General features: G+C 72.6%; 2 protein-coding genes. Both read right to left on the minus strand.

What is annotated here, in order from left to right; translation table 11 throughout:
• Positions 1-150: 150 nt before the first annotated feature.
• Positions 151-978: an FHA domain-containing protein gene (locus ACFXB5_RS45105; RefSeq protein ID WP_385219697.1), complete on the minus strand. Its 828-nt coding sequence runs from the start codon at positions 976-978 to the stop codon at positions 151-153.
• Positions 979-1,108: 130 nt separating this feature from the next.
• Complete coding sequence (locus ACFXB5_RS45110) at positions 1,109-1,990, minus strand: DUF881 domain-containing protein (protein WP_385219701.1); 882 nt, start codon at positions 1,988-1,990, stop codon at positions 1,109-1,111.
• Between the last annotated feature and the right edge of the window lie 335 nt (positions 1,991-2,325).

Here is a 2,325-nt window from a genome sequence, read left to right on the forward strand (position 1 = left end):
CCGCTCCACCCGGCGTGCCTTGTTGTGCGGGGGGGCTGGGGTTTGGTTCAAGGAGATGGGTGCGGGGGCTCCTGGCGGGGCGGCCGGGGGGGGGGGTGCCGGTATCGGCACCGCCCGACGGTGTCTGAAGCATGGACCTCCCCTGACGGGTCAGATGCCGACGCCCCGCTGGCTCGGGTAGAAGACCAGCCGGTACTTACCGATCTGTACCTCGTCCCCACTGACCAGGACCACCGGCGCGTCGATCTGCTCCCGGTTGACATACGTCCCGTTGAGGCTGCCGACGTCCGAGACGGTGAAGCTGCCGTCCTGGCCGCGCCGGAACTCCACATGGCGGCGGGAGACCGTCACATCGTCCAGGAAGATGTCGCTCTGCGGGTGACGGCCCGCCGTGGTGACATCACTGTCCAGCAGGAAGCGGCTGCCGGAATTCGGCCCGCGGCGGACCACCAGCAGGGCCGACCCCAGGGGCAGCGCCTCGACGGCGGCCTGCGCCTCCGGGCTGAGCGACGGCAGCGGCGTCTGCCCGGTCACCTCGGAGTCGTACGCCTCGAGACCCGAGATCGAAATGGTGGAGGTGGTCTCCGAGGCACGCTCGGAGGGCGCGCCGCCCCGCAGCGGGGCGCCGCAATTGGAGCAGAACCGGCTGGCCTCCGCGTTCCGGTGGCCACACCGCTGACAGACCGGCAAAGCGGGCCCTCCACCACTGTGAGAGGCCGATGGGTCCCCGAAACCTATGGGCCCGGCCGCGGAGGGGTCAACAGACGCGCCCTGCCCGCCGACCTGGTCACGGAAGAGCGGGCGCTCCCCGGTTCCCCCTCCGCTCTCCTCCGCGGCACGCGAGGCGCGGTGGCGAGCGGTGCTGCTGCCGCCATCCTGGCGGGCACTCTTACCGAACAACTTCCCGAACAACTTCACGGGCGATTCCCCTTGACTGAAACAGACCCGCCCGTGGGGCAGGACAAACCCTCGATGCACACACCAGACGGTCCGGACATCCTCACAACGTCCGTGACCACCAGACAGTTTCCACCACGCGCGGATCTTCTGGTGCGTTGACCCCCCGCGTCCACATGGTCTCCCCGAGAGACCCTCATTTCGAACCGCCTCACCGTGATGACGACCGAGCGTAGTCAGGCCGCTTCGCCGATCGCAAGGCATCCACAACGACCTTCTTATCCCGCTGCACGGACACTGTGGCCTGCTCCTTCTCCAGGCTCTGCACCACCCCGCCCGGGATGTTCAGGGCCGGCTCCAGATCCTCCGGCTTGCCGATCACCTTCACAACATACGGTCGCGTCACTTTCCGTCCATCGATCCGGATCGCGCCACCGCTGTCCGAGAAGTAGGTGCCGGCGACCACGCGCACCTTGCCGATCTGGATCGCCTCGGCGCCCGCCGCGCGCAGCTCCTGGACCGTGTCGAGCAGCATGTCCGACTCCACGGAGCCCCGGGAGTCGTCGATGGTGATCGTGATACCAGGACCCTGTGCTGCCACCGTACCCGCGAGCACGCCCAGCTGCTGCTCCTTCTGAAGCGTCTGCTTCCTGGCCTCCTCGGCCTGGTCCGAGCTGTTCTCCAGCTCGGTGCGCTGGTTCTCGAGGCGGCGCTTCTCGTCCTGGAGCCGCTGGGTCCGTGAGTCCAGCTCGTCGAGGATCCGGACCAGGTCCTCCTGCCGGGCACCGCGCAGCACGCTGCTCTCGTTGGTCGACCGCACCTGGATGGCGAGACCCAGGCCGAGGCCGAAGAGCAGCAGGGCGACGATGAGCTGCGCGCGGGTGAGCCGCGGCGGCCATACGCCCTTCACCAGCCGCTGGCGGCCGGTCAGGGCGCCCTCCGACCCCCGATCGGTCCCGGGGCCCCCGGGGCCGGGGGCGGGCCCCACACGCTCTCCGGGACCGCTCCGGGACCCGTCGGCGGGCCCGGGGCCCTCGGCACGCACCCCGGGCGTGTCCGCCGTGACGGACCGGCCCTGGGCCTGCGGCGGCAGGGCCTCGGGCAGCACGGCCTTGGGCAGGGGCGTCCTGAGCGCCAGGTCCTTGAAGCCGCCCGGCGGGGGCGTGGCGGGCCTGCCCGGCCGCTCCGCGGGCGCGTCACGGCGCTCGGGCTTCCGGGCGGGCGGCGGGGTGCCCGGGCGCGGCGGCCCGGCCGCCGACGGCCGCTTGGGCTCGGTCCGCTTCGGCTCGGCCCGCTCGCGGGGTTCCCCGGGGCGCGTGGGCCGCTCGGGCGTCTCCCGCCGGCGCGGGGGGGGCGGGGGGCGCCCGGGGGGGGGCGGGGCGGGGGAGGGCGGGTGACCCCACCCCCCCCGCGCCGCCCCGCGCCGGC

This window comes from Streptomyces sp. NPDC059455 (genome assembly GCF_042750115.1).
Classification (GTDB): Bacteria; Actinomycetota; Actinomycetes; order Streptomycetales; family Streptomycetaceae; genus Streptomyces; species Streptomyces endocoffeicus.